At 46.5% G+C, this 21,217-nt stretch carries 22 protein-coding genes; 6 read left to right on the top strand and 16 right to left on the bottom strand.

Annotated elements, in window-relative coordinates; genetic code table 11:
- Window positions 1-19 precede the first annotated feature (19 nt).
- The 4 genes from rpsP to ABXS75_11565 all read right to left on the bottom strand — a co-directional run bounded on the left by rpsP (window position 20) and on the right by ABXS75_11565 (window position 3,135).
- The gene (gene rpsP, locus ABXS75_11580) at window positions 20-265 is read right to left on the bottom strand and encodes a 30S ribosomal protein S16 (protein XCP83717.1); all 246 of its coding nucleotides are present in this window, start codon (window positions 263-265) and stop codon (window positions 20-22) included.
- Window positions 266-445: 180 nt separating this feature from the next.
- Window positions 446-1,807 carry a signal recognition particle protein gene (gene ffh / locus ABXS75_11575; protein XCP83716.1) on the bottom strand — a complete coding sequence of 454 codons (1,362 nt, stop codon included), beginning with the start codon at window positions 1,805-1,807 and terminating at the stop codon, window positions 446-448.
- Between the two features lies 1 nt (window position 1,808).
- Complete coding sequence (gene ylxM, locus ABXS75_11570) at window positions 1,809-2,153, bottom strand: YlxM family DNA-binding protein (GenBank protein XCP83715.1); 345 nt, start codon at window positions 2,151-2,153, stop codon at window positions 1,809-1,811.
- A gap of 76 nt (window positions 2,154-2,229) precedes the next feature.
- On the bottom strand, window positions 2,230-3,135 hold the full coding sequence (locus ABXS75_11565) for a S8 family peptidase (protein XCP83714.1): 906 nt from the start codon (window positions 3,133-3,135) through the stop codon (window positions 2,230-2,232).
- A 211-nt stretch (window positions 3,136-3,346) separates the two neighbouring features.
- Here ABXS75_11565 and ABXS75_11560 point away from each other — a divergent pair, with 211 nt between their 5' ends.
- Window positions 3,347-3,625, top strand: coding sequence for a chorion class high-cysteine HCB protein 13 (locus tag ABXS75_11560; GenBank protein ID XCP83713.1), 279 nt, complete (start codon window positions 3,347-3,349; stop codon window positions 3,623-3,625).
- A gap of 168 nt (window positions 3,626-3,793) precedes the next feature.
- Here the strand turns inward: ABXS75_11560 and ABXS75_11555 are convergent, their stop codons facing one another.
- A complete protein-coding gene (locus ABXS75_11555; protein ID XCP83712.1) occupies window positions 3,794-3,943 on the bottom strand; it encodes a hypothetical protein in 150 nt (49 codons plus the stop codon).
- 101 nt (window positions 3,944-4,044) lie between these two features.
- Here ABXS75_11555 and ABXS75_11550 point away from each other — a divergent pair, with 101 nt between their 5' ends.
- On the top strand, window positions 4,045-4,752 hold the full coding sequence (locus ABXS75_11550; protein XCP87212.1) for a hypothetical protein: 708 nt from the start codon (window positions 4,045-4,047) through the stop codon (window positions 4,750-4,752).
- Window positions 4,673-4,894 (top strand): hypothetical protein, encoded by a 222-nt coding sequence (locus ABXS75_11545; protein ID XCP87144.1) that lies wholly within the window; start codon window positions 4,673-4,675, stop codon window positions 4,892-4,894. Before ABXS75_11550 ends, ABXS75_11545 begins: the two co-directional genes overlap by 80 nt.
- Here the strand turns inward: ABXS75_11545 and ABXS75_11540 are convergent.
- From ABXS75_11540 to ABXS75_11530, 3 genes are all read right to left on the bottom strand, one after another.
- Complete coding sequence (locus ABXS75_11540) at window positions 4,891-5,487, bottom strand: HD domain-containing protein (GenBank protein XCP83711.1); 597 nt, start codon at window positions 5,485-5,487, stop codon at window positions 4,891-4,893. The genes ABXS75_11545 and ABXS75_11540 overlap by 4 nt on opposite strands.
- 3 nt (window positions 5,488-5,490) lie before the next feature.
- Window positions 5,491-5,895 carry a secondary thiamine-phosphate synthase enzyme YjbQ gene (locus ABXS75_11535; GenBank protein ID XCP83710.1) on the bottom strand — a complete coding sequence of 135 codons (405 nt, stop codon included), beginning with the start codon at window positions 5,893-5,895 and terminating at the stop codon, window positions 5,491-5,493.
- A gap of 76 nt (window positions 5,896-5,971) precedes the next feature.
- Complete coding sequence (locus ABXS75_11530) at window positions 5,972-6,868, bottom strand: patatin family protein (protein ID XCP83709.1); 897 nt, start codon at window positions 6,866-6,868, stop codon at window positions 5,972-5,974.
- A gap of 268 nt (window positions 6,869-7,136) precedes the next feature.
- Here ABXS75_11530 and ABXS75_11525 point away from each other — a divergent pair, with 268 nt between their 5' ends.
- Window positions 7,137-8,768, top strand: a complete 1,632-nt coding sequence (locus ABXS75_11525; GenBank protein ID XCP83708.1) for an ATP-binding cassette domain-containing protein — start codon at window positions 7,137-7,139, stop codon at window positions 8,766-8,768.
- Between the two features lie 19 nt (window positions 8,769-8,787).
- Window positions 8,788-10,158 (top strand): FAD-dependent protein, encoded by a 1,371-nt coding sequence (locus tag ABXS75_11520; GenBank protein ID XCP83707.1) that lies wholly within the window; start codon window positions 8,788-8,790, stop codon window positions 10,156-10,158.
- Between the two features lie 496 nt (window positions 10,159-10,654).
- On the opposite strand, the gene ABXS75_11515 is transcribed toward ABXS75_11520, so the two are convergent.
- The 6 genes from ABXS75_11515 to ABXS75_11490 form a co-directional block, all read right to left on the bottom strand.
- Window positions 10,655-13,057, bottom strand: coding sequence for an ABC transporter permease (locus tag ABXS75_11515; protein ID XCP83706.1), 2,403 nt, complete (start codon window positions 13,055-13,057; stop codon window positions 10,655-10,657).
- Window positions 13,054-13,719, bottom strand: a complete 666-nt coding sequence (locus ABXS75_11510) for an ABC transporter ATP-binding protein (GenBank protein ID XCP83705.1) — start codon at window positions 13,717-13,719, stop codon at window positions 13,054-13,056. The genes ABXS75_11515 and ABXS75_11510 overlap by 4 nt, the downstream gene beginning before the upstream one ends.
- 111 nt (window positions 13,720-13,830) lie before the next feature.
- Complete coding sequence (locus tag ABXS75_11505) at window positions 13,831-14,826, bottom strand: HAMP domain-containing sensor histidine kinase (protein XCP83704.1); 996 nt, start codon at window positions 14,824-14,826, stop codon at window positions 13,831-13,833.
- Window positions 14,827-14,968: 142 nt separating this feature from the next.
- Entirely contained in the window at window positions 14,969-15,682 is a 714-nt protein-coding gene (locus ABXS75_11500) for a response regulator transcription factor (GenBank protein XCP83703.1), read from the bottom strand.
- A gap of 131 nt (window positions 15,683-15,813) precedes the next feature.
- Window positions 15,814-17,304: a UDP-glucose--hexose-1-phosphate uridylyltransferase gene (galT, locus tag ABXS75_11495; protein XCP83702.1), complete on the bottom strand. Its 1,491-nt coding sequence runs from the start codon at window positions 17,302-17,304 to the stop codon at window positions 15,814-15,816.
- A gap of 50 nt (window positions 17,305-17,354) precedes the next feature.
- Window positions 17,355-18,635, bottom strand: a complete 1,281-nt coding sequence (locus ABXS75_11490) for a galactokinase family protein (protein XCP83701.1) — start codon at window positions 18,633-18,635, stop codon at window positions 17,355-17,357.
- 271 nt (window positions 18,636-18,906) lie between these two features.
- On the opposite strand from ABXS75_11490, the gene ABXS75_11485 reads away from it, so the two are divergent.
- On the top strand, window positions 18,907-19,908 hold the full coding sequence (locus tag ABXS75_11485) for a LacI family DNA-binding transcriptional regulator (protein ID XCP83700.1): 1,002 nt from the start codon (window positions 18,907-18,909) through the stop codon (window positions 19,906-19,908).
- Window positions 19,909-20,052: 144 nt separating this feature from the next.
- Here the strand turns inward: ABXS75_11485 and ABXS75_11480 are convergent, their stop codons facing one another.
- Together ABXS75_11480 and ABXS75_11475 are read right to left on the bottom strand one after the other, a co-directional pair.
- A complete protein-coding gene (locus tag ABXS75_11480) occupies window positions 20,053-20,487 on the bottom strand; it encodes a hypothetical protein (protein ID XCP83699.1) in 435 nt (144 codons plus the stop codon).
- Between the two features lie 94 nt (window positions 20,488-20,581).
- The gene (locus ABXS75_11475; protein XCP83698.1) at window positions 20,582-21,214 is read right to left on the bottom strand and encodes a histidine phosphatase family protein; all 633 of its coding nucleotides are present in this window, start codon (window positions 21,212-21,214) and stop codon (window positions 20,582-20,584) included.
- Window positions 21,215-21,217 lie beyond the last annotated feature (3 nt).

The following is a 21,217-nucleotide window of genomic DNA, read 5'->3' as shown; positions in this document are numbered from 1 at the left end:
TGCACCTCCGCAATGAATATTATTTTTCAATGCCAGCTGCCTTAAAGATCTTTCCAACTGTTTCTGTCGGCTGTGCACCATTCTGTAACCATCTCTTTGCTGCTTCTTCGTCTACCTTGAATACGCTCGGATCACGGGTCGGATCATAAGTACCGATCTCTTCGATGAATTTTCCATCTCTCGGAGCGCGTCCGTCTGCTACAACGATACGATAGAAAGGAGCCTTCTTCTGTCCCATTCTTTTTAATCTGATTTTAACTGCCATTTTAGTGTACCTCCTGAATCATTCATTTATTCTATATACTTAATTTATTTATATATCGCATGTTATGCGTATATATCTTATTTAAAAATCAGGGCAATGCCACATCGTATTCCCCTTGCCTCCGTATTAACTGTATGCCAAATGTGTCCGCATGAACTGTCCATTAGGCATGCCCGGAAGTTAGAACGGGAGCTTCATACGTCCCTTTTTGCCGCCGCGTCCTCCCATCATGCCGGGGAACTGTTTCATCATCTTGCGCATCTGGTCGAACTGCTTGACGGTCCGGTTCACTTCTGCGATATCGACTCCTGCCCCCTTCGCGATTCTGTGCTTGCGGGACGGGTTCAAAAGATCCGGATTCCTTCGTTCTGCGGGAGTCATGGAATAAATAATCGCCTCCACGCGTGCCATCTTCTTCTCAGCTTCATCGGAATCGATCTCCGGCATCTTGCCGCGTCCTCCCATACCGCCAAGGCTGGGAAGCATACTCATGATACTTCCGAAACCGCCCATCTTACGCATCTGCTTCATACTTTCCAGATAATCGTCAAAGTCGAACTGTGCCTTCTTGAGCTTTTCCGTCATCTTTTTGGCCTGATCCTCATCAATCTCGGCGCCTGCCTTCTCGATCAGGCTGAGGACATCGCCCATTCCCAGGATACGGGAAGCCATACGATCCGGATAGAACTGCTCCAGATCTGAGAGCTTCTCTCCCATACCGACATAGAGGATCGGGCAGCCGGTGACTGCTTTGATGGAAAGCGCCGCACCGCCTCTGGTATCACCGTCCAGCTTGGTAAGGATCACTCCGTCTATTCCTATCTTCTGATTAAAACTATCTGCTACATTTACGGCATCCTGTCCGGTCATAGCATCTACGACCAGAATGCTCTGGTGAACTTCCACGGCCTCTTTGATCTCCTGAAGCTCTGCCATCATCTCTTCATCTACATGCAGACGGCCTGCCGTATCCAGAATAATAATGTTGTTGCCATTCTTCGCGGCATGTTCCAGGGCTGCTTTTGCTATGTTGGCGGGCCTTTGGTTCTCGCCCATGGAGAATACCTCCACGCCCTGTTTCTCACCGTTGATTTGTAACTGCTTGATTGCTGCAGGACGATAGACGTCACAGGCGACCAGAAGAGGTTTTTTGCCTTTTAATTTGTACTTGCCTGCCAGTTTTGCTGTGCTGGTCGTTTTACCGGCACCCTGCAGACCGGCCATCAGGATTACCGTCTTGGCACTGCCCGGCTGGAGCTTTATCTCTGTAGTCTCGCTTCCCATCAGGCTTACCATCTCTTCATTCACAATCTTAATGACCATCTGGCCGGGATTCAGTCCGTTCATAACGTCCTGGCCGACCGCGCGCTCCTGCACGTCTTTGATGAATTTTTTGACGACCTTAAAGTTAACATCTGCCTCCAGAAGAGCCATCTTGACTTCGCGAAGAGCGGTTTTTACATCCTCTTCCGTAAGGCGCCCTTTACTGCGCAGGTTCTTAAATACGTTCTGAAGTTTCTCGGTCAAGCTGTCAAATGCCATATTATAACTCCTCTATTATCTCACCGGAAATCGTCTTAAGTCTTGCGACAAGTTCCTTACTGTCATGCTCCTCATAGTGGGTGAGCAGTTCATCCATCTCATGAACTTTCTGCTTTACAGACATAAAACGTTCCACCAGGTGAAGCTTCTCTTCATAACTCTCCAGCGATCTGTTGCAACGCTTAATCAGGTCATGTACGCCCTGACGGCTGATTCCCTCCTGGGCAGCCACTTCGCTTAAAGAGAAGTCTTCCAGAACAGCCTGCTCGTAAACTGCTTTTTGGTGTTCCGTCAAAAGCTCGCCGTAGAAATCATATAAAAGTGTCTGTTTTAATATCTCATCCATTTTTCTCACCTGAGTTATCATATAACATTCCCGGGTGGGTGTCAAGTATTTTTTCTTTACAAGTTCAAAATTATCGTTAATCTTTTAAAAGCCTCCCGACATGAATCCGGCCGTGCCCCTGGAGATTTTCCGGCGCGCCCACATCCGTGCAGCAATCCCACAGTCTGAGCTTTACCTCCACATTACTCATGTCGGGATATTTTTCTAACAGAAGTGCCACCGCCCCGGCTGCCATCGGGGTGGACATAGAAGTGCCGTTTTTTCGTATATATGGCTGGACGGAGCGCCTGGGATAGCGGAAATTGCAGGAGGATACCGCATTTCCCGGCGCGGAGATATCCGGTTTCTTCACGCAGTCGGCTGTGGGGCCGCAGCCGGAATAAAGTAATGGCCGTTTTTGATTTTTCGTGTTCAGCGGCAGGTCGCAGGACCCGACGGTGATCACCTTTTTGCTGATTCCCGGCAAAGTCACGCTGCCACTGTTTGGCCCCAGATTTCCCGCTGCTGTCACGACCACGATTCCCGCGTCCCATAAACGCTCGACCCAGACGAGAAGCTGCTGCTCTTTTTCATTTTCCGGATGCGGCAGAGTACCGATGGAAATATTGACGATTCGGATATGCATTCGGTCCTTTTGACTCAATACATAGCGGATTCCTCTTATGACATCATCGATCCTGCCCCCACCCCTTTGGTTCAACACCTTGACACATACCAGCATGGCCCTGGGTGCTATCCCCGCATAGAGGCCCTGGCGGCATCGTCCGTCGCCGGCGAGGATTCCCGTGACATGGGTCCCATGCCCGCAGTCGTCATAAATGAATTCCTTCCCATTTACGCAGTCCTTCCAGCCTATGATGCGCGGTACAAGATCCGGGTGCGGGCTGATTCCGGTATCAAGGACGGCGGCCGTGATGCCCTGCCCGGTCAAATGATAGCGCTTAGCTTCCTCCATGCCGATTAACTTTCTTACTCTATCCATAATACCTCCTGAAAATTCCATTCGAATCAAAAAATAATTACTGGTATCCCTTGCATTATTATATGTAGGGAACAAACCTGTAGTTCAGAGAACCTATCGGCATAAAAAAGTGTTTCTACATTTTCACATTTTTTTGTAAAAATGTAGAAACACTGTCAAGCCCTGCCACATATGATGAAGTGTAAAGAAACCTAATTGGAGGCAATTTAACATGAGTGATTTAAGTGCAACAAACTGTGGATGCGGATGCGAAAACGTAGCAAATAACTATGGATGCGGCGGTGGAATGTCTTCCTGCCTGTGGATCATCATTCTTCTTGTTTGCTGTGGCGGCTGCGGCGGCGGTTTCGGCGGACGTGGTGACGGATGTGGCTGCGGAAACGACAGTTGTCTGTGGATTATCCTTCTCCTCATCTTCTGTGGTGGCTGCGGAAATGGTTGTGGCGGAGGCTTCGGTGGACGCGGCGACGGCTGCGGTTGCGGATGCTAGGATAAAAAAATCTTAACCAAAATAAGGTCCACTGGACCTTATTTCAGGTATGCTTGGCAACCGAGATGAACGTCCACTGGACGTTCACTTAGGCATGCTAGGCAACCGAGATGAAGGTCCACTGGACCTTCACTCAGGTATGCTTGGCAATCCAAAAGAGTGAGGGCTTTAAAGGCTCTCACTCTTTTTCGGCGCCTCGTTCTCGCCTTTTTCAATAGGTTTCTGGGAAACAGTCTTCTGTTCTTTCTTCTTTTTAATCAAACATGCCTCGTCGATCTCATATACCGAATTTCCGTCTATGACGATTCTTCCATCCATAACTAACGTCTCCATTTTTCATCTTTTTTTATCATATGCGGTTTTCATAAATCAGCGCCCGGCTTCATATATATTTATAACGCTGTATGATGGGAGCATATATGGAGAAAAAACCGCCTGTAATGACACCATTTGATCAAATGGTGACCAATGAAATGCTTCAGACAATGAAGCTCATGATTCCCTATCTGCCACCCCATCTACAGCGTATGGCGGGCATTTACGCCAAATTTACGGAACTTCAGAATGCCATAGCCTGTTTCCGACCTCCTTATCATGATAGCCGCAGAAGGCGGCTGCGGCAAAAAAAGCTTGATATGGATTCCTTCACCGAAGACCTTGCGCCCTATCTTTCTCCGGACGTCGCATCCTCGGTCGAAAATGTCCGTCAGGCCATGAGTATGATGGAGATGATGCAAAGTATGGGAAATATGGACGATATGATGCAAGGCATGGGAAATATGGGCGATATGATGCAGGGTATGGGAAGTATGGGCGATATGATGCAGAGCATGGGAAATATAACCGATACTATGCAAGATTTGGCAAATACGAGCGACGCCACACGATTCGGGGAAAATGTAAATCAAATGACGCCGAATATCCCGAAAAAAATGCCAAATGATAAGAATTCGAATAGAAATTCAGAAGGGAGAACCGAATATGAACGAATGGATGAACAACCCGCACCTGGCGGATCTGGATCCGGTGAAGCTGGAACTGATCCGGATGGCGGCCAGTCAGACCCGAGGGAAAAGCGGCAAGAGCCTGGCACCGGTCATGATGTCCCTGATCACGGGAGCCAATAAAAAAGGAATTCGTTTTACATCGGAGGAAATAACGTTGATACTCGACATTTTAAAAGAAGGAAAATCGAAAGAAGAGAAAGACCAGATTGACCGTATGGTCCAGATGGTGCAGTTGATGCAGAAAAAAGGAGGAAGGGACTAAAAGCCTTCCTCTTTTTCAAGTTTCCTTCCACTTTCTTTTTCTATTTTTTCGACGGAATCTGCGTAAATGCGGTCACGCAGGCCTCTGGTATAGGCAAATGCGTCCGCCTGTTTCTGACCATACTGAAGCTGCAGATCATATTCCAGTGGAAGCCATGTGGAAATATCCGCCTCATTGTGCTGGATTACCGCTTCCATTTTGTCAAGGGCCTGCAAAAGCTGTGCTTCCGGCGTGCGGTTTTCCTCAATCTCACGGAAAATGTCTGCCATCTGACTTCGGTAAGGCTCCGGTACTTTTTCGGGAAGTCTGCTTATCGCCATCTGTTCGATGTTCTGTTCCTTCTCACCCTTTTCAAAACAGGGGACATCCCCTGTGATCGCTTCGCCCATATCATGAAACAGGCACAATTCCAGGACCCGCTTCATATGAAGTTGAGGAAATTCTTCTTTCATCAGCCAGGCAAACAACATCAGCCGCCAGCAATGCTCTGCCACACTCTCAGGACGCCCGCTCGAAGTAAAAGAATGCCGCGTATTGCATTTTAACTGTTCAGCCAGTTTCATGAATTCCATCAGGGAATCATAATCCATCATCCGCTATCCCTCCAGAATCTTCACATAGAAGTGGCGGTTCCGCGGTCCGTCAAACTCGCAGAAATACAGATCCTGCCAGATTCCAAATAAAATCTGCCCGTCTTTTAAGATCAAAGTCTGAGACGGTCCCACCATAGTCGTCTTCATATGCGCATGGGAATTGCCTTCCATATGCTGATAAAATGGCTGTCTTGTCGGAAATACCTCCTCAAAGCCTAAAAGCATGTCGTGCACCACATCAGGATCAGCATTCTCATTGATCGTAAATCCTGCCGTCGTATGCGGTGAGAACACAACAACGATACCGTCCTTTACTCCGCTCCTGGCGATGTCCTCCCGGATCATATTGGTCACCTTTGACATCTGCTGGGCAGATTTGGTCGTGATAGTGTGTTCATACAGATACATGATTCCTCCTCCTTTACTCTATTGTATTTCTGCTATCTAAGTCAAAATGCCTTTGCCCCATGCTATCTGTGGGTTCTTACGCATTTCGAACTTCATTGGCTGTCTTATTTTCTTCTTCAACACCCAGGTATTTCATCATATCCGGAAGCTGTTTTTCCATCAGCTCATAGCCATGGTGATAAAAGGCCATCAGCTTGTGCTGGTCTTTTTCCAGCCTTGAGACCGGCTTTACTTCGGGGCGGATCACATAAATCTTCCCCTGTGCTTCCAGCTTCTCGATCAATTCCATTGTCCGGTTGTAAATGCGGTTCCTCTGAATACAGATCCGTACCAGCTCCGGATATTTGCCATACAGTCTCCTGTACATTCTCGCCAGCGGTTTCGAGACCGGCTTTTTCCGGTAACCGCGGGGCCTTGTGAGAACGACCACGTTCTTTTCAAGTCCCAGCTTCAATGCCCTTCTCACCGGTATGGAATCCGCCAGTCCGCCGTCCAGATAAGGTGTCTTATCCAGATTCACGATGGGACACACCAGCGGCATACTGCTGCTTGCCCGGCAGATCCGCATCAGCCTCTCCCTGTCATGATTCTCCGTCAAATATTCCGCTTTTCCTGTGAGGCAGTTCGTCGCAACAATCTCACAGGTGATTTCCGACGCAAAATAGGTGTCGTAATCGAAGGGAATCAATTCATTCGGAAATTTATCAAAGATCGTGTCCATATCCAGGACACTTCTGTTCCGCACAAAATCCTTTAATCCATAGTAATAGTTATATTCTTCTCCCTGAGTAATCATGCAGTCGCGGGTACGCCCGATCTGCTTTGACACATAGTCCACGGCGTTGCAGGAACCGGCCGATACGCCGATCACGTGGGAGAGATAAATATCTTTTTCCATAAGGTAATCCAGAACACCGGAGGTGAACACACCCCTGGTCGCTCCTCCTTCAAGTATTAAGCCTGCTGTAATCAAAAAATCGCTCCTTTCTGAATCCTTCCATATCCCGGCAAAGCGTCTCATAAGTGCCTTGTCCGGTAAATTTCCCCCCTGGCAGATTTAGTATAGCACAAAATACGTTCCTTGTCTTGCGTAATTTGGAAAGCCATGTTACCATAGATAGGGTTTGTAGCTGACTACAAAGTATATGGAAACAGAAAACTGAGATGAACGTCCACCGGACGTTCACTCAGGTATACTTGGCAACGAATAAGAATCATTTATAAAAAGGAGAGAAATCTGTATGATCAGTACAAGTAACGTTACCCTCCGCGTAGGAAAAAAGGCATTATTTGAAGATGTAAACATTAAATTTACAGAAGGAAACTGTTACGGCATGATCGGCGCCAACGGTGCCGGCAAGTCTACCTTTTTGAAGATCCTGTCCGGACAGCTTGAGCCGACCTCCGGCGAGGTCATCATCACTCCGGGAGAGCGTCTGTCTTTCCTTCAGCAGGATCATTTCAAATATGACCAGTTCCCGGTACTGGACACCGTTATTATGGGAAATGCCCGCCTTTATGAGATTATGAAGGAGAAAGAAGCAATTTACGCCAAAGAGGATTTTACCGATGAGGACGGAATCCGCGCCAGTGAGCTGGAGGCTGAATTCGCCACGATGGACGGCTGGGAGGCAGAGTCTGACGCCGCTTCCCTCTTAAACGGTCTGGGAATTGAGACGGAGCTTCACTATGCACTGATGAAGGACTTAAGCGGTGCGCAGAAGGTCAAGGTCCTGCTCGCACAGGCGCTTTTCGGCAACCCGGATATCCTGCTTCTTGACGAGCCGACCAACCATTTGGATATGGACGCCATCGCCTGGCTGGAAGAATTCCTGATCGGCTTCAACAACACCGTGATCGTGGTCTCCCATGACCGTTATTTCCTAAATAAGGTCTGCACCCAGATCGCAGATATCGACTATGGCAAAATCCAGCTCTACGCCGGAAACTATGATTTCTGGTATGAGTCCAGTCAGCTTCTGATTCGCCAGATGAAGGAAGCGAACAAGAAAAAAGAAGAAAAGATCAAGGAGCTGCAGGAGTTTATTTCACGATTCAGCGCCAACGCGTCCAAATCCCGTCAGGCGACCTCAAGGAAGCGTGCACTGGAGAAGATTCAGCTCGAAGAGATTCGTCCGTCCAGCCGGAAATACCCCTATATCGACTTCAAACCGAACCGTGAGATCGGCAACGAAGTTCTGACGGTGGAGGGAATCACCAAGACCATCGACGGAGTCAAGGTTTTAGATGATATCTCCTTTACCCTGAACCGGGATGATAAAGTAGCCTTCGTAGGCGGAAATGAATTTGCCAAGACCACCCTCTTCCAGATTCTGTCCGGAGAGATGGAGCCGGATGCCGGAACGTATAAATGGGGCGTCACTACGACCCAGGCGTATTTCCCGAAAGACAGCGGCAGGGAATTTGACAACGAAGATACGATCGTGGAATGGCTGACCCAGTATTCCGAAGAAAAAGACGTGACCTATGTGCGGGGATTTTTAGGACGTATGCTCTTTGGCGGCGAGGACGGCGTCAAGAAGGTGAAGGTTCTCTCCGGTGGTGAGAAGGTGCGCTGTCTTCTGTCCAAGATGATGATCTCCGGAGCCAATGTGCTGATTCTCGACGAGCCTACGGACCACCTGGACATGGAAGCCATCACCGCCCTCAATAACGGTATGAAGAAATTCCCGGGCGTGCTCCTTTTCGCTTCCCGCGACCATCAGATTGTGGAGACGACGGCAAATCGAATCATGGAGATCATGCCGGGCGGCAAGATGATCGACAAGATCACTACGTATGATGAATATCTGGCAAGCGACGAGATGGCAAGAAAACGACAGACCTACACTATGCAGGGTGAAGATAATTAGAATTTTGGAGGAAATGAAGATGAAGTATGATGTAATCATTATTGGAGCCGGCCCCGGAGGAATCTTTTCTGCTTACGAGCTAGCAAAGACAAGACCGGAACTGAAAATCGCAGTCTATGAGGCCGGATATCCTTTGGAAAAGCGCCGCTGCCCTATCGACGGCGACAAGGTAAAATCCTGTATCAAGTGTAAGACCTGCGCGATCATGAGCGGCTTCGGCGGTGCCGGCGCATTTTCCGACGGGAAATACAACATTACCAATGATTTTGGAGGAACTCTGTACGAATACATTGGGAAGGAAAAAGCGACCCGTCTCATGGAATATGTAGATGAGATTAACGTTTCACACGGCGGTGCGCAGACAAAAATGTATTCCACGGCGGGGTCAGAGTTCAAAAAGCTGTGCATTCAGAACAAATTGAAACTTTTGGATGCGTCTGTCCGTCATCTTGGTACAGATATCAACTATGTTGTGCTGGAAAATCTCTATGCAGAGCTGAAGGATAAGGTAGATTTTTATTTTAACACACCGATCGATAAGGTAGAAATCTTGGATGACGGCTACCGTATCCACTACAAGAACGAATCTGCGGATTGCACAAACTGTGTCATATCCGTGGGGCGAAGCGGAAGCAAATGGATGGAGAAGGTCTGTCAGGAGCTTTCCATTCCCACCAAATCCAACCGTGTGGATATCGGGGTCCGTGTGGAGCTCCCGGCTGTTATTTTCGCTCACCTGACCGACGAGCTTTACGAGAGCAAGATCGTTTACCGGACGGAGAAATTCGAGGACAACGTCCGCACCTTCTGTATGAACCCGAACGGCATCGTGGTAAATGAGAACACTAACGGCATCATTACCGTGAACGGCCACAGCTTCGAGGACGCTTCGAAGAAAACGGAAAACACCAACTTTGCCCTTCTGGTAGCCAAACATTTCTCGGAGCCGTTTAAGGACAGTAACGAATATGGTGAGAGCATTGCCCGCCTCTCCAATATGCTTGGCGGCGGCGTCATCGTTCAGCGGTTCGGTGATCTGGAGAGAGGCCGAAGAAGCAACCAGAAACGAATCGAGGAAGGCACGGTCCGTCCTACCCTGGCCGCAACTCCCGGAGATTTAAGTCTGGTACTTCCCAAACGGATCCTGGACGGAATCGTGGAGATGATCCACGCCCTTGATAAGATCGCACCGGGCACAGCCAATGACGACACGCTTCTTTATGGCATGGAGGTCAAATTCTACAATATGGAGGTCGAACTCGATCAGAATCTGGAGACGAAGCATAAAGGGCTGTATGTGATCGGCGATGGCAGCGGAGTCACCCACTCCCTCTCCCACGCCTCCGCAAGCGGGATTCATGTGGCACGTCGGATCAGTGAGACCCTTTAATATTACTTCTTGCATAAAACATTATGAAAGACCGAACAATACCGGAATAAGATATTGTTCGGTCTTTTTTTGTCAACTAAAGCCGGAGTTTGATTTTGTAACTACTTAAAATCTCACATTCAAGCCTTATGCTGCCCGTTTCTCGGAAATAATTAAAACAGTTATTTTAAAATATTAATGTGTACATAATGTTCTGTATTGCGTTGTAGTTAAAGTTACTTCATATCCGCAACGGTTGCACCGGTATGTTGTGTAAACAGAACGCTTCTGCTTCGAATCATAGTAATTATTGTTCTTTTCACACTTTACTGAGCCATACGTTGCCCATGCACTATAAGAGGTGCTCTTAGGATAGAGACCACCACCACACGTACAGGTTCTCCCACGAGGAGTAACTTCTGCCGCTGACACAAACATTGTTCCTAAACATAAGCTTAATAATATAACCATTACCAATGCACTTATTCTTTTCTTCATAACGTATTACTCTCCTTTATTATCTCATTTTCATCAGATAGCAGCCACACAATATAACAGTTCCTCCTATTATGGAAAGACTACTCATAAGTATGACCTCTACTCTTCTCATCTTCACAAGGAACCTCTCTTCCATCCCAAGAGCCCTAAAAATTTCCATGCTTTTCCTTCTCTCATATGCTTCTGCTTCCAGCATTTGATACAGAACAATAAATACCATAATCGAATAGAATAATGCAACAATACCATACATTCCTACAAACGAATATAGTTCCCTTTGCCTTTGCACATATTCCTGATGGTAATTTTTAAGATTAACGGTACCTATTCTTTTCAGGTTCCTCAAAATATGTTCTTCTGTATCCAAAACATCGGCTTCCTCTGAAACATTGATTTTGACTTCCTGATAATACTCATTTATATCATAAATCTGATAGTTCTCCCAGAATCTATCTCCCACGATCACTTGGATTCCGGAACCACCGGGATAAGGAGAACGTATATCGCTGAGCTTTGAAGTCCGCAATATTCCATCAATCCTGATTTCTTTTTCTTCCTTCGTCTGAGCTGATTTTTGGAAAGAAATTCGAAGCATATCGCCGGCTTTTACTTCTGTCTCCATAAGAAAGGACTCCTGAAATTCCTCTTCTGTGGGATTTCCTAAATATCCCTGCTCAGTTTTGGTAAGCGGTGGGAGGGACAAAATGCAGAACTCACCGTTTGCACAATCCTCCTCGCTTACATTTCCTTCCGCTAAGTTTCTCGTAAATCTTTCCAGGTTTTCCCACTGATCCACGCCCAAAACGGTTAACGTCACATGATCAATTGCCGCTTCTTCCCGGTAAATTTTTTCCGTATTTACGACTTCCTCAAAGTATTTATTTCCGGAATATGCTGACAAGTCTACCGTAAACGAATGAAAAGCGTTGGTCTTGTAGGTCTCTACAGATTCCACGCCCGCAATCTGCGAAAGCAGCTCCACCGATTTTTTGCGGACTCCGGGCGAATTTGCAATCGTCTCCGTATCAAGAAAATACCCGTTTCCTGTCATCTTTTTAAACATTTTAAGGTCATCTTCTTTTTTCTTCGCCTCCATTAATCCGTAGCCTGCCAACACGAAAACACTTGCAAGCAAAAGAATTTGGAATGCTTTCCGAACGCCTGCATATCTCCATCTATGTAGTACTACGGAAATGGGAGTGAATTTTGTAATTTGTGCTCCCCTTTTGGAGTTACTTTTCTTCGGTTTCTTTGCTCCCCCTTCCTTTAAAATTCTATTTAATCTCATGCATGATAAAAAATAGCTGATACAGATAACAAGGGCACTATATAAAATGCCGGAATAAACTGCCTCATACGAAATCTGTTTTACCACCAGCTTTCCTATCATCTTTTCAAAAGCCGGCAAAACTCCTTTATAGCAGAGAACTCCCCCTACGCTGCCAAGCATGATGGAAACCACGCAATAGATTCCAGCTTCCCAGGCGATCATGCAGTACATCTGCTTCTTCTCCATCCCAAGCGCATGCAGAAATTTCCAAAAGCTCTCCCTGGCGTCGATAGAGTGAGAGATTGTAATGACCAAAATACAGATGGCCGCTCCGGCAATAAACAGACGGATACTGTCAAAGAACTTTTCAAACGGTATATTGTCCGTCACCAGACTTCCATCACTGAAGTTTTCTTCTATTTGGCAAAGAATCTCCTCACTGTTTTCCAGATCTTCGTAGACAGATTCGCTGCCTTCCCTCGCCTTGATCAGCATATGCTTTTCGAGCACGTTCCCGATTCTCTCGCCACCCTCTGCTGTGACTACTCCTGCCGGAAGGCGATGCCGGCTACTGATATCCCAGTTGACCTGATAGTCCCTGATGATGCCGCACAATATATAGGTAAGCTCTACCGGCTCTTCTTTGTAGCTGAATTCTACCGAAGGAATGATTTCGAGTCTGATTTCTTCCCCCAGCCTGTCCGCATAGCCCAGCGACGCCAGCATACTATATTCCATGGCAATCTCATTCTCGTTTTTCGGTAGACTTCCCTCTTTCAGCTTCAGCCTTCCAAGCTTCCATGCGTCTTCATCGATTGTACCGATATTTGACTGCTCGTTTTCGAAATAATCTCCTGCAAGCACCCCGTAAATCTGCATACTGCCATGCTTTTCAATAAAAGGATTCTCCTTTACGGACGTTTCCGCCCTGGAATCTGCCTCAAGAAGAATACGCTCCCATTCTCCATAAATCTCCTTTCGATTTTCCCGGAAAGTCTCCTGAATTCCTGTCGTCATCTGAAAGCCCATTTGCATAAGGAGACATGCCAGAATCGCGATTCCGAGAATCTGGATACTGTATTTCTTCTGATTTTTCAGTCTCTTGAAGCTAAGATTTCTCTCGATATTATGAATCTTTTTCTCTTTTCTCATTGCAATCTTCCATCTTCTATGACGACAATACGGTCCGCATAATTAGCGCTTTCCATGTCATGAGTTACCATTACGATCGTCTGCCGGTAAATCTCTCTGGAGGCACAGAGCATCTGCATGACCTCCTTGCCGGTATGATAATCCAGATTCCCGGTAGGCTCATCTGCCAGAAGGATTGCAGGCTTTGCCGCCATGGCGCGGGCAATAGCGACACGTTGCTGCTCTCCGCCTGAAAGCTGCTCCGGATAGTCCAGTCTCCGGTCCAGTAGCTGTACTCTTTTAAGCAGTTGTTGCAAATACGGTTTGTCCGGTATTTCATGCGAAATGTAAAGTGGCATACATATGTTATCCCATATCGTATATTCCGGGAGCAGTTGATATTGCTGAAACACGAACCCGATTTGTTTTTGCCGGATCTTGCAGATTTTATGTTCCGAAAGATGGCTTATCTCCCTACCATTTAAGAACACGCTTCCTGAATCCGGTTTTTCCAGCGTCCCCGCAATTCTAAGGAATGTAGATTTCCCGGAGCCGCTTCTTCCCATGACTGCCACAAATTCCCCGGCTTCTACTTCTATGAAAAAATGCTTTAACGCAGGTATACTTTTTTGACCAAGAGAGTAGCTTTTATTCACATCTTGCATTTGAATGATTGTTCCCATGACTTCCCTTTCTTATGGATGTTTCATCTGTTATTGACGCTGATTCTATGATTGGAATTTGTTCTATGATAGATGTTTGCACTATTATACCAAACGTATCTTTCTATTCTCTTAATCCTGGCTTACGATTTCGTAAGATTGCTCTTTTGCGATTAACTGGGGTATTCGGAACTGAAATGTCGTTCCCTCTTCCGCAGTGTCGATGACTTTCAAGGTTCCCTGATGCAGCCTTATGATTTCTCTTGCAAGATGAAGTCCGATTCCAAACCCATTCTCTTTTTTGTCAGTCCGCTGATAAAAACGTTCAAAGATGCTTTCACGGTCGTTCTCATCTAATTTTTTGCCGCTATTAAAGATGCGGATCTCATAGTATCTCCCATCCTGCTCTAAAGTCACACGGATCACACCATTTTGCGGGGTGAAGGTAATCGCATTTTTTAAAACGTTTTCCACTGCTTCTTTGATCCAGAACGCATCACATGACAGGATATATTCCTGCCCGAATCTGGCAGTCAGAGTGATCTCCTTTTCCTCTGCCAGTATTCGGATTCTTTCAATACAGTCCTTAAGAAGGAAGGTAAGATTTTCCCGCTTTCTCTTCAACCATATTTTTCCGGCGTCCAGCTGTGCGAGACGCAATAGTACGATGGTCATCTCTTTCATCCAGCTTAATTGTCTGATACATTTCTCCAATTTGTCCCTTTTTCTCTCGTTCTCCTCCACCGCGAGCAAATTCTCCAGGCACAGCAGGCTTCCCGTCAGCGGTGTCTTTAGCTGATGCGAAATATTTTCCATATATACTCCCATCTTCTCCTTTTCTTTTTGGATATATTCTTTTTGTCCCTGCATCTTCTGATAAACCGCTGCTTTTTCCTGTTCCACATACAAAAGAAGTTCGTTCTCTTTTCTTTTGGTCAGATAGAGTTCCACTCCGGCACCTGCAAGACACACGAAGAGAACAGCTATACAGAAAAAGGTACGTCCATGTCTGACAATGCTGCTGCGAAGATACGCTTTTCCGGTCTCCTCGTATCCTGCCTCCCTCATGAGACGGCTTCCCTCTTCATAAGCCTTTTCGTCCGGCGTAAAGAAAACTACATGTTCCATATCTGTCTCCTGTAAATATCCAATCCATGAAACGACCTGTCTTGCATATGCTTTTTGCAGGAAGTTCTGATATATAAAAAAGGCAGTCAACATAAATGCAAAGACTGCCAGCCATTTTCCGTATATTTTGAATTGTCGATTTTTATGAAATGGTCTCATAAATGTCCTCCGTTCCTAACGTCCAGCGGTATCCTACTCCTCGTTTGGTCTCGATTGGCGCTTCGTTTGAGTGATCTGTGAGTTTTCCTCTGATTCTATTGATATAGACTGATAGCGCATTATCTTCCACATAGTTCTCATTTGAATCCCAGATGATATCAAGCAGTGCAGCTCGCTCAAGCAACTGAGGAGCTTTTGTGATAAGAACACGCAAAATCCGATATTCCGTAAGCGTAAGTTCCACCGGTATGCCCTTTTTGTATAGACACTGTCTACTTAGATCCAAAAAGAAATCTCCACTTCGGACCCCCATCTTTACCTTCTTTTCTCCAAGGCTCTTCGCGCGTTTCAGAAGTGCCTGAATTCTTGCAAGAAGCTCAAAGGTGCGAAAAGGTTTGATGACATAATCATCTCCGCCTGCCTCGAACCCTTCCACAATATATCCTTCGCTGTCATAAGCGGATAAAAACAGGATCGGCGCTTCCGTGAGCCGTCTGATCTGCCTGCAAAGTGTCATCCCGTTCCCATCCGGCAGCTTCATATCCAATATGTAAAGCATATAAGTATTCTCTTTGATTTTCTCGACGGCTTCCTGGAATGAAGACGCCGTTTCCGTTTCCCAGTTTCTTAACCCCAGCGCATCTACAATTCCGTCACGAACCATTTCATCATCTTCTACAATGAATATTTTCTCCATTTTGTACTCCGCCTCTGTTATTCGTGTTGTTCAAATTCTAACACATTTTTATTAGCGAAAAAAGAGTCTAATCATATAAAAATGACCAAAAGCTATCAAATCGGCTTTTGGTCATTTGCCACACATCTATATTACAGACTTGCCACGAACCGGTCAAAGGCTTTCTGTCCTTCCTCGGTCTGCTTATATACACCTGCATCTTCCAGAACCTGGCTGAATACCAGCCCAATTTCTTTATGGAGGATATCCATTATATTTTCTTCTGTAATGCCCTCATACTTCGGCAGGAACTCGTCCACCCAGTCTGCATGCTTTTCCAGCATCTCATTTGCACGAATGTCTGCACCGGAAAGGATCGCCTGTGCCAGCTCTTCCATCTCCTGTTTCAGTCGGGCCGGGAGTACGGCAAGACCCATGACCTCAATCAGACCGATATTCTCTTTCTTAATATGATGCAGATGTGCATGCGGATGGTAAACGCCAAGCGGATGCTCCTCGGTGGTAATGTTGTTCCGAAGCACCAGATCCAGCTCGAACATACCGTCTTTCATTCTTGCGATCGGGGTGATCGTATTGTGCGGTTCTCCGTCAGTCTCTGCAAAAATGAAGGCATCTTCATCCGTATATCCTCTCCATACTTCCAGAATGTGCGCTGCAGCCTTCACAAGACGCTGGGTATCCTTGCTTTGAAGACGAATGACGGACATCGGCCATTTCACGATTCCGGCTTTCACATCCTTAAATCCATTAATCGTACATTCTCTTGCAACAGGAGCCTTTGCCATCGCAAATTCATGATGTCCCCCCTGGAAATGATCATGGCTCAAAATAGAACCGCCCACGATTGGAAGATCTGCATTGGAACCAACAAAATAGTGCGGGAACTGCTCCACGAAATTGAGCAGCTTGGCAAATGTTGCCTCCTCGATCTTCATCGGTACATGCTCTCCGTTGAATACGATACAATGCTCATTGTAGTATACATAGGGAGAATACTGGAATCCCCAGTTCTTCTCAGCGATCACGACCGGGATGATCCTATGGTTCTGGCGTGCCGGATGGTTGACTCTTCCGGCATAGCCTTCATTCTCCTTGCACAGAAGACATTTGGGATAACCGCTCTGCTTTGCATTCTTTGCCGCCGCGATCGCTTTGGGATCTTTCTCCGGCTTGGACAAATTGATCGTGATCTCCATATTGCCGTACTCTGTTTCCGCTTCCCATTTCAAGTCTCGTTTGATGCGGTATCTGCGGATATAATCGCTGTCCTGGCTTAATTTGTAAAAATAATCTGTCGCCTTGCGCGGACTTTCTGCGTAATAATCATTGAAGGTGGAGATGACTGTGCTTGGCAGAGGTACCAGTTTTCCCATGATTTTTGTGTCGAACAGATCCCGGTAAACGATGGAGTCCTCGATGAGTCCCTGTTCTACCGCATAATCCGTAATTTCTTTTAATACTTCCTCCAAATCTACCGACTCCGGGCACTTAGCAGGTTCTTCGTACTCTTCCAGCTTTAGCATCTCCAGCACCTGATTGGTCACGTAAATCTTGTCCTCGGGTTCAACAAGTCCGGTAGAAACTCCATACTGCATCAGTTTTGCGATTGCTTCATTTATCATGTTCTTCTCCTCCACATCTGAACGCTTTCTTGATTACATTATTCTCTTTCTTACATTACCTTCATTCCGCCGTATTTCCGAACCTTCAACACGTGGCAGGAGCCAGCGCCGAATACTGCGTCCAGGGCCTTACGGTAGATTTCTACATAATCGTTTTCTACGAATGCCTGGATGGTTCCGGCAAATCCGCCTCCGTGTACCCGGCAGACACCATGATCTGCCAGAACGCTCTCGCTCACGGCAAGCGCGATGGACATGCTCTGGTTCCGCTCATCCTTATTGGTATAGATATTCTGCAAATATTTGTAAGAAGAATCGCCGGACGCGCGGATCATGCCGAGGAAATCCTGGAACCTTCCTTCATTTAAAGCCTTTACCTGTGCTGCCACCCGGTCATTGTCCCCGAAGAAATGTAAGGCACGCAGTACGCAGCGGTCACCCATCTTTTCGCGCAGAGCCGCAATACTTGCAAAGAAATCCTTCTCATCTACCTCGCGCAGGAATTCTTTTCCGAAGAATGCTGCTACCTGCTTCATCTCAACAGGAATCTGTGCGTAATCATCTGTCAGATCGTTATGGGATCCCTTCGTGTCTACGATGCAGAGGCTGTATTTGTATGTCTCAAAATCAACGTCCACTTTCTCCACAATCGGTTTTGACGGATCTGCAAAGTCAATATGAATCAGTCCGCCCACAGCACATGCGGTCTGGTCCATCAGTCCACAGGGTTTTCCGAAAAATACGTTCTCTGCGTACTGTCCCACCTGAGCAATCTCTACCATGCTGATCTTCATCTCGTTGTAAAGTCCGGAAATGATGGTTCCGATGATTGTCTCAAATGCTGCAGAAGAAGAAAGTCCCGCGCCGTTTAATACATCGCTTGTGATGTAAGCGTTAAATCCGCCTACCTGGTATCCGCGACTCTTAAGTCCGGAAAGTACGCCGCGGATCAGCCCAAGTGAGGTTCCGTCATCCTCGGGTTTCTGCCGAAGGTCGTCTGCCGAGAGCTCGATCATGCGGTATCCCTGGGATACGACCCGCACACGGCTGTCCTCATTTTTATTCACGATTGCAATCGCGTCCAGATTGATGGAGGTGGCAAGTACCATACCATGCTGATGATCGGTGTGATTTCCGCCCACTTCGCTTCTTCCGGGCGCACTGTATATTTCCACTTCACGCTCACCGTAAAGCTTTACGTACTCTTCCATTGCTTTTATATAACGTGCTTCCTGATAATCCAGACGGCTCTCATCTACATAAATATCTTTTAGTAAATCTCTGAAGCTTCCAGCCTTCATTTCTTTCATAATCTCTGTGATCTGTCTCATGGTTATGACCTCCGTTTATATATGGTATCAACGATGCTTGGAAAAAGAAAAGTGATTTCTCTCGTTATGCTCTTTTTCCCTGACTTTTTAGCTAAATTAATCATACAATAATTTTAGTAAATTATCAACACCAATTTACTAAATTTTTGCACAAATTTACTATTTGGGTTTTGTGAAAAACAGAGAAACAGATTTACTTTTCATTTTCGTCGGAATCTGTTATAATTACGAAAGATTAGTAAATAAATGGAGAAGTCAAGGGGGACGTAAGATGGCTACCATTAAAGATATCGCAAAAGCGGCAAATGTATCGGCTGCGGCCGTTTCCAGAATTTTAAATCAGGACGAGACTTTGAATGTTTCACCGGAGACGCGTCAGAAGGTACTGGATACGGCAAAGGAACTTCATTATGTGAAAAAGGGGCGGCCAGTGGTAAAATCTGCATTTACCCTGGGGATTGTTCAGTGGTTCTCTTCGCAGCAGGAACTGGAGGACAGCTACTATCTTCTGATCCGTCAGGGGATCGAGGACTACTGTCTTGCCAATCAGATCCAGATTATCCGTACTTACAAAAGTGATGTCAACTATGCCGATGCCCTGAAGGACGCGGACTGCATCATCTGCATCGGGAAATTCAGTCACAGTGAGGTGGAGACCTTCCAAAAACAGAATGCGAATACCCTGTTTCTTGATATGTCGGTAGAACACCCGCAGGTATCAACCGTGACTCTCGATTTTGAAGGTGCTGTAAGACAGGTGATGGAGTATCTTACCGGACTTGGGCACCAGGAGATCGGCTTCCTCGCCGGCCGTGAATACCTGGATACGGAACAGACAGAGCTTTATTCCGATGATCGGAAAGCCTTGTTTATTCAGTACTGCGAGGAACATGGGGTCCGTTACAAACCTTATCTTAAGGAAGGTAGCTTCCGGATTGATTCCGGTTATGAGATGATGTGTGAACTGATTGACAGCGGTCAGCTTCCCACGGCCATTTTTGCTGCCAGTGACCCGATTGCCATGGGTGCGCTCAAGGCGTTGAATGAAAACGGTTATTCTGTTCCGGACGATGTGTCGGTGGTTGGATTTGATGACATCAGCATGGCCCAGTTCACGACCCCGCCGCTCACTACGGTCCATGCTCCGGCGTACAACATGGGACGTTACGGTGCGACGATCCTGCACCGCATCATTAAAGAACAGCTGGGAACTGCTCTGAAGATTCAGCTTCCCTGCGAATTAGTGCGGCGTGGGTCATGTAAGCAAGGATAACTTCGAACCAGGCTCAGCTTTACATATTTAATAACTGACCGGTGGAGGCTCCGGCAGACCTTCACTTATATATTTGAGAGCAAAAACAACCATCGACGTCCGTTTCCGCAGGAAAATCCGGAGTTCAATGGTTGTTTTTTACAATTACAAAAATTGACGGATATCGACGGCAAGTTTTTCTTCAAGATTAATCAGCCGTTTCGTAAGATCCTTCGCTTTCTCGTCGGCAGCCTTATATTGGTTCAAATATTTGTGAAGAGATTTGACTCCCATATTGCAGCCGTCTGTCATTAAATCAGCAATGGTTTCATCTGATTCGTTCATGACCAGCTTCACATTTGTTTTCAGCCATGACATGCTTTTTGCCATAGGATTTGGCTCTTTGCCATCGTCATGGCATTGATCCAAAAGAATTTGAATTTCTTCTTTCAATTTATCGTGTTTGCTCTTACAGTCTACAAGGCACTTCCGAAGCGCGCTGTCGTGTACATAGTCTAAAACTTCATCGATAGACGCAACGCCCATTTTGATACCGGCGTCACATTCCCGCAGCAGCTTTATTGTATCTGATTCAATCATTGATCGTTTTCCACTCCTTTATTTTATGACATAAAATAAGTATTCCCTCTTCTGCCGGCATTATTCAGGCGTTTACATAAAGCTGCTACCGAGTTTACCAGTTTTCTACCGTATCCTGATAGAAAGTGACCGCTTCCTTTACGATACGCGGTTTTCCTCTTTCTACGTCCACGATCGTGACCGCGCAGTTCCTGTGAACACCTCCGTCCCAGAAACGCGAGATGGGATTCCCTTTGATGAGCCGGAGTATCCCGCAAAGTGCGGCTCCATGTGTGGAAAGCAGAATCGTCTTATTCTGGCAATCCGGGTTCTGATAAAGCTCAGTAAGAAATGAATCCAACCGCTTAGATAACTGCATGAAAGATTCCCCGTTCTTTGGCGGCTGATAGTTCTCCGGGGCATCGAAGAAATTCCGAAAATCCGGATCCGGAATATTCCAGCCTTCCTCGCGGCAGCACAAGCCCTCATATTCTCCAAATCCCATTTCTTTTAAACGCGCATCTTCCAGCACCGGAATGTCCCGTTCTCCCAGAACAAGATATGCCGTTTCTTTCGCCCGGCTAAGCGGACTGGTAACGGCAAAATCAAATGGAATGTCCCTAAGGGCCAGAGCCGTCTCCTTAGCCAGATGCCGTCCAAATTCATTGAGCGGAATGTCGACCTGTCCCTGCAGTCTCCTGAGCTTATTCCAATCGGTCTCGCCATGGCGAATGATATATAGTCTCATCTT

Source organism: Roseburia hominis, from assembly GCA_040702975.1.
Lineage (GTDB): Bacteria > Bacillota > Clostridia > Lachnospirales > Lachnospiraceae > Allocoprococcus > Allocoprococcus hominis_A.
The sequence above is the reverse complement of the archived record's forward strand: the minus strand, read 5'-3'. Positions and strand labels throughout refer to the sequence as shown.

What these genes read in the sequence shown, in the direction of transcription:
- ABXS75_11510 (XCP83705.1), bottom strand. Translation starts at nt 13,719, where the DNA reads ATGGGAACAATCATTCAAATGCAAGATGTGAATAAAAGCTACTCTCTT.
- ABXS75_11515 (XCP83706.1), bottom strand. Translation starts at nt 13,057, where the DNA reads ATGAGAAAAGAGAAAAAGATTCATAATATCGAGAGAAATCTTAGCTTC.
- ABXS75_11500 (XCP83703.1), bottom strand. Translation starts at nt 15,682, where the DNA reads ATGGAGAAAATATTCATTGTAGAAGATGATGAAATGGTTCGTGACGGA.
- ABXS75_11560 (XCP83713.1), top strand. Translation starts at nt 3,347, where the DNA reads ATGAGTGATTTAAGTGCAACAAACTGTGGATGCGGATGCGAAAACGTA.
- ABXS75_11490 (XCP83701.1), bottom strand. Translation starts at nt 18,635, where the DNA reads ATGAGACAGATCACAGAGATTATGAAAGAAATGAAGGCTGGAAGCTTC.
- ABXS75_11485 (XCP83700.1), top strand. Translation starts at nt 18,907, where the DNA reads ATGGCTACCATTAAAGATATCGCAAAAGCGGCAAATGTATCGGCTGCG.
- ffh (XCP83716.1), bottom strand. Translation starts at nt 1,807, where the DNA reads ATGGCATTTGACAGCTTGACCGAGAAACTTCAGAACGTATTTAAGAAC.
- ABXS75_11545 (XCP87144.1), top strand. Translation starts at nt 4,673, where the DNA reads ATGGCGGCCAGTCAGACCCGAGGGAAAAGCGGCAAGAGCCTGGCACCG.
- rpsP (XCP83717.1), bottom strand. Translation starts at nt 265, where the DNA reads ATGGCAGTTAAAATCAGATTAAAAAGAATGGGACAGAAGAAGGCTCCT.
- ABXS75_11520 (XCP83707.1), top strand. Translation starts at nt 8,788, where the DNA reads ATGAAGTATGATGTAATCATTATTGGAGCCGGCCCCGGAGGAATCTTT.
- ABXS75_11550 (XCP87212.1), top strand. Translation starts at nt 4,045, where the DNA reads ATGGAGAAAAAACCGCCTGTAATGACACCATTTGATCAAATGGTGACC.
- ylxM (XCP83715.1), bottom strand. Translation starts at nt 2,153, where the DNA reads ATGGATGAGATATTAAAACAGACACTTTTATATGATTTCTACGGCGAG.
- ABXS75_11535 (XCP83710.1), bottom strand. Translation starts at nt 5,895, where the DNA reads ATGTATCTGTATGAACACACTATCACGACCAAATCTGCCCAGCAGATG.
- ABXS75_11555 (XCP83712.1), bottom strand. Translation starts at nt 3,943, where the DNA reads ATGGATGGAAGAATCGTCATAGACGGAAATTCGGTATATGAGATCGAC.
- ABXS75_11475 (XCP83698.1), bottom strand. Translation starts at nt 21,214, where the DNA reads ATGAGACTATATATCATTCGCCATGGCGAGACCGATTGGAATAAGCTC.
- galT (XCP83702.1), bottom strand. Translation starts at nt 17,304, where the DNA reads ATGATAAATGAAGCAATCGCAAAACTGATGCAGTATGGAGTTTCTACC.
- ABXS75_11525 (XCP83708.1), top strand. Translation starts at nt 7,137, where the DNA reads ATGATCAGTACAAGTAACGTTACCCTCCGCGTAGGAAAAAAGGCATTA.
- ABXS75_11565 (XCP83714.1), bottom strand. Translation starts at nt 3,135, where the DNA reads ATGGATAGAGTAAGAAAGTTAATCGGCATGGAGGAAGCTAAGCGCTAT.
- ABXS75_11505 (XCP83704.1), bottom strand. Translation starts at nt 14,826, where the DNA reads ATGGAACATGTAGTTTTCTTTACGCCGGACGAAAAGGCTTATGAAGAG.
- ABXS75_11540 (XCP83711.1), bottom strand. Translation starts at nt 5,487, where the DNA reads ATGATGGATTATGATTCCCTGATGGAATTCATGAAACTGGCTGAACAG.
- ABXS75_11480 (XCP83699.1), bottom strand. Translation starts at nt 20,487, where the DNA reads ATGATTGAATCAGATACAATAAAGCTGCTGCGGGAATGTGACGCCGGT.